This is a genomic window from Streptococcus mitis (genome assembly GCF_946190375.1).
Lineage (GTDB): Bacteria > Bacillota > Bacilli > Lactobacillales > Streptococcaceae > Streptococcus > Streptococcus mitis_CJ.
The window spans coordinates 1-5,184 of sequence record NZ_CAMIAF010000032.1 but is presented as its reverse complement, the minus strand read 5'-3'; the positions used below and the strand labels follow the sequence as shown (position 1 = coordinate 5,184).

The 5,184-nt window shown below is 41.0% G+C and carries 1 protein-coding gene; it reads right to left on the bottom strand.

Annotated features, from left to right (window positions below):
• Positions 1 to 199 precede the first annotated feature (199 nt).
• On the bottom strand, positions 200 to 5,184 hold a 4,985-nt coding region (locus N8M09_RS10750; RefSeq protein ID WP_261065177.1), incomplete at its 5' end, for a G5 domain-containing protein.

Here is a 5,184-nt window from a genome sequence, read left to right as displayed (position 1 = left end):
ATCAAAAAAGAAAGGACAAATTTCGTCCTTTCTCGATCTTAGCTTTTCTTCAACCCACTACAGTTGACAAAGAGCCACTTTTTCGAGAATACAAGAATAGCCTTGCACCTCTTGAAATGAGGAACAAGGCCGTTTTTTAATCTTTTGTGTTCATTGTCCACTTGACAATGATCCGTTCATATTTGACTAAATGTTTATTTTAGTCTTCTTTTTTCTTTCCAAGAGCAAGTCCGAGACCGCCTAGCATACCAAGAAGTCCTAGAGATGCAAGAGTCGCATTTGATTCAGTTCCTGTATTTGGTAATACATTTTGAGAATCATTTGATTTAGCTCCATTATCATTAGTAGTCTTAGTATCTACCTGATCTGCATTCGGAGCAACTGCATCTGGAACTGGAGTTGTTGGTGCAGCTGTATCGTAACCAGAATTTCCATTAGCATCAGGCATTACTGGCACAACTGGAGTTGGAGTTGTTAGCTCAGGTGTATCGTGATCAGAATTTACATTAGTATCAGATGTTACTGGAATTGTATTTGTGTTTGAACTTATTTTTCTGAAAATGTGGGTCATTACTGGTTCATTTTCAGCTATCACAGTTCGTACAAATTCATATCCTAGAATTGATCCATGTTCAGCATCCTTTTCCTTGCCTGTCTTAACGGATGATTTCAATACATTTCCATCTTCATCAATCCAGCGAACCTCAATCACTAGCTCTGGCAATTCAATTGAAGCCGGTAATACACCATTTTCAAAAATTGTTACCTTAGCTGGATTTTCTACTGGAACTTCCACAGCTGGTTTACCTGGTTCAGTAATCTTACCTGTACCTGGAACTTTACCTTCTGGTAATTCACTGTTTGGTACTTTACCTTTACCGTCTTCACCGATTGTGACTGTGATTAACTTGTCACCTTTACCTGGGATTTCTACCTTAGTTCCTGGTGGGTATGTTGAGCCATCTGGTTTCTTCGGTGTCACTGTAACATCACCTGTCTTAGGATTTTGTTCTAACTCTACTTTTGGTTCTTTCGTTTTCCCATAAGTTCGAACTGTTGTCAGAGTTACCTTACCTGTTTTTGGATCAACTTCATAGGTAGTGGTATCAATCACATCACGACCTTCAGAATCTTTAGATTGTTCAACCTTAGTTTTCGCACCAACTTTAATAATTGTCTTGCTTGCTGGGGTGACGACTGGATTACCAACGTGTTCTGTAATATGACCGTCGTTTGGATCTACATCGTAAGTGGTTGTAGTAACTGTTTTACCTTTAGCTCCTTCAACGCGTTCATTAGGTGTGTCAACTTCTCGTTCACCATCTTTGACGTACTCAACTTCTGGTTCAATCGGGGTTTCTACTACTTTGTCCTTCGCTGGAACTTTGACAATTGTTTCTGTTGGATTTACTACTACTGGTTCTCCTACTCTTTCTGTAATTGTTCCATCTGCTGGATTTACTTTGTAAGTAGTGGTTGTTGTACGTGAACCTGCTCGACCTGCTTCTTCCACATTCGGTTGATCTTTGTCGCGTGTATCATCTTTCAAATACTTCTTAGGTGATGGGATTTCGGTTGTTTCTACTTTATCCTTCGCTGCGACTTTGACAATAGTATTAGTTGGTTCTTTCGTACGAACTGGTTGACCTTCACTTGCTGTAATCTTTCCAGTATTAGGATCTACTGTGTACGTTGTGGTGATGGTGTCTTCTCCAGGAGTTCCTTCTTTTCGAACTGGTTCTGAATCTTTGTCACGACTATCGTCTTTTTCATAGACAACAGGGGATGGTACAGGCCTTGTCTCAGTCGTTGGTTCTTTCGTTTTCCCATAAGTTCGAACTGTTGTAGGAGTTACCTTACCTGTTTTTGGATCAACTTCATAGATAGTGGTATCAATCACATCACGACCTTCAGAATCTTTAGATTGTTCAACCTTAGTTTTCGCACCAACCTTAACTATTGTTTTAGTAGCTGGGGTGACGACTGGATTACCAACGTGTTCTGTGATATGACCGTCGGTTGGATCTACATCGTAAGTGGTTGTAGTGACTGTTTTACCTTTTTCACCCTCAGTACGCTGATCTGGTGTACCGAAGTCTTTTTCAACATCTTTAACGTATTCCACTTCTGGTTCAATCGGGGTTTCTACGACTTTGTCCTTCGCTGCGACTTTGACAATAGTTGCTGTTGGATTTACTACTACTGGTTCTCCTACTCTTTCTGTAATAGCACCTGTAGTAGAATCAACACTATATGTTGTTGTGGTAGTGCTTGAACCTGCTTGTCCTGCTTCTTCCACATTCGGTTGATCTTTGTCGCGTGTATCATCTTTCACATATTTCTTAGGTGATGGGATTGATGTTGTTTCTACTTTGTCCTTCGCTGCGACTTTGACAATAGTATTCGTTGGTTCTTTCGTACGAACTGGTTGACCTTCACTTGCTGTAATCTTTCCAGTATTAGGATCCACAGTGTAAGTTGTTGTGATAGTGTCTTCACCATCTTCACCTTTAACAGTAGTTGGGGCTGTACCTTTTTCTTTCGTATCATCTTTTTCATAGACAACAGGTGATGGTACTACTCTCTTCTCAACTGTTGGTTCTTTCGTTTTCCCATAAGTTCGAACAGTTGTTGGAGTTACATTACCTGTTTTTGGATCAACTTCATAGGTAGTGGTATCAATCACATCACGACCTTCAGAATCTTTAGATTGTTCAACCTTAGTTTTCGCACCAACTTTAACAATTGTTTTGCCTGCTGGGGTGACGACTGGATTACCAACGTGTTCTGTAATATGACCGTCCTTTGGATCTACATCGTAAGTGGTTGTAGTGACTGTTTTACCTTTTTCACCCTCAGTACGCTGATCTGGTGTACCGAAGTCTTTTTCAACATCTCTAACATACTCAACTTCTGGCTCAATTGGTGTTTCTACGACTTTGTCTTTGGCACCAACTTTAACGACTTTTGGTACCATTTCTGTTCTACTAACGATCGGTGTTCCATCCGTTACCGTACCGTTAGTTTCATTAACAAGTGTTGATGTTGTTGTTACTATCTTACCTTCAGATCCATTGTTAGTAGCCGTATTAGTTCCTACATCTTTGGTTTTATCTGCTTCATACCGTGTTGTTACCGGAATTATTTTGGTTACGACTTTGGATTTAACGCCATTTGGACTGGCAATGTCTTTCCTTACTGTTGGAGTAAGGGCACCGGTACTTGCATTAACTTCGTAGCTTGTAGTCTTCTTAACAACATCATCGCCTTCTTTAAGGTATTCAATCTCATCTTTAGCTGGGACTTTGACCACTGTCGGTTTTGATGGGACTACTACTGCCGGTTCTTCATGTGGAATGAGGCTGCCATCTGTCGGATTCACAGTATAAGTGGTAGTTACTGTTCTAGTGCCTGGAGTACCAGCTACTGTGATTTTTGCTTCACCTTTGGCTCTTGTGGCATCTTTCTCATAACGCACACTTGGCTCGAGGGGCGTAACCACAACCTTAGATTTAGCTCCATCTTTATTGAACACTTCATTTTTTTCTGTTGGAGTAAGGGCACCGGTACTTGCATTGACTTCGTAGCTGGTAGTCTTCTTAACAACATCATCGCCTTCTTTAAGGTATTCAACCTCATCTTTAGCTGGGACTTTGACCACTGTCGGTTTTGATGGGACTACTACTGCCGGTTCTTCATGTGGAATGAGGTTACCATCTGTCGGATTCACAGTATAAGTGGTAGTTACTGTTCTAGTGCCTGGAGTACCAGCTACTGTGATTTTTGCTTCACCTTTAGCTTTTGTCGCGTCTTTTTCATAACGAACACTTGGCTGTATTGGCGTAACCACAACCTTAGATTTAGCTCCATTTTGTTTGAAGATTTCCTTTTTTTCTGTTGGAGTTAAGGCACCGGTACTTACATTGACCGCGTAAGTTGTTGTCTTCTTAACAACATCATCGCCTTCTTTGAGGTATTCAACCTCATCTTTAGCTGGCACTTTAACCACTGTAGGAGTTGAAGGTTTGATAACTGGCTTTCCTTCATGTGGAATGAGGTTACCATCTGTCGAATTAACTGTGTAGGTTGTGGTTACTGTTCTGGTACCTGGAGTACCAGCTACTGTGATTTTTGCTTCACCTTTAGCTTTTGTCGCGTCTTTTTCATAACGAACACTTGGCTCTATTGACGTAACCACAACCTTAGCCTTGGCTCCATTTCTATTGAAGATTTCTGTTGTCTCTGTTGGAGTTAAGGCACCGGTACTTGCATTGACCGCGTAAGTTGTAGTCTTCTTAACAACATCATCGCCTTCTTTGAGGTATTCAACCTCATCTTTAGCTGGCACTTTAACCACTGTAGGAGTTGAAGGTTTGATAAATGGTTTTCCTTCATGTGGAATGAGGCTGCCATCTGTAGGTTTAACTGTATAGGTTGTGGTTACTGTTCTAGTTCCTGGAGTACCAGCTACTGTGATTTTTGCTTCACCTTTAGCTTTTGTCGCGTCTTTTTCATAACGAATACTTGGCTCTATTGGCGTAACCACAACCTTAGATTTAGCACCATCTTTCTTGAACACTTCATTTTTTTCTGTTGGAGTCAGAGAACCTGTACTTGCATTGACCGCGTAAGTTGTAGTCTTCTTAACAACATCATCACCTTCTTTGAGATATTCAACCTCATCTTTAGCTGGGACCTTGACCACTGTAGGAGTTGAAGGCTTGATAACTGGTTTCCCTTCATGTGGAATGAGGCTACCATCTGTAGAATTAACTGTGTAGGTTGTGGTTACTGTTCTAGCGCCTGGAGTACCAGCTACTGTGATTTTTGCTTCACCTTTAGCTTTTGTCGCGTCTTTTTCATAACGAATACTTGGCTCTATTGGCGTAACCACAACCTTAGATTTAGCACCATCTTTCTTGAACACTTCATTTTTTTCTGTTGGAGTCAGAGAACCTGTACTTGCATTGACCGCGTAAGTTGTAGTCTTCTTAACAACATCATCACCTTCTTTGAGATATTCAACCTCATCTTTAGCTGGGACCTTGACCACTGTAGGAGTTGAAGGTTTGATAACTGGTTTTCCTTCATGTGGAATGAGGCTACCATCTGTCGGATTCACAGTATAAGTGGTAGTTACTGTTCTAGTGCCTGGAGTACCAGCTACTGTGATTTTTGCTTCAC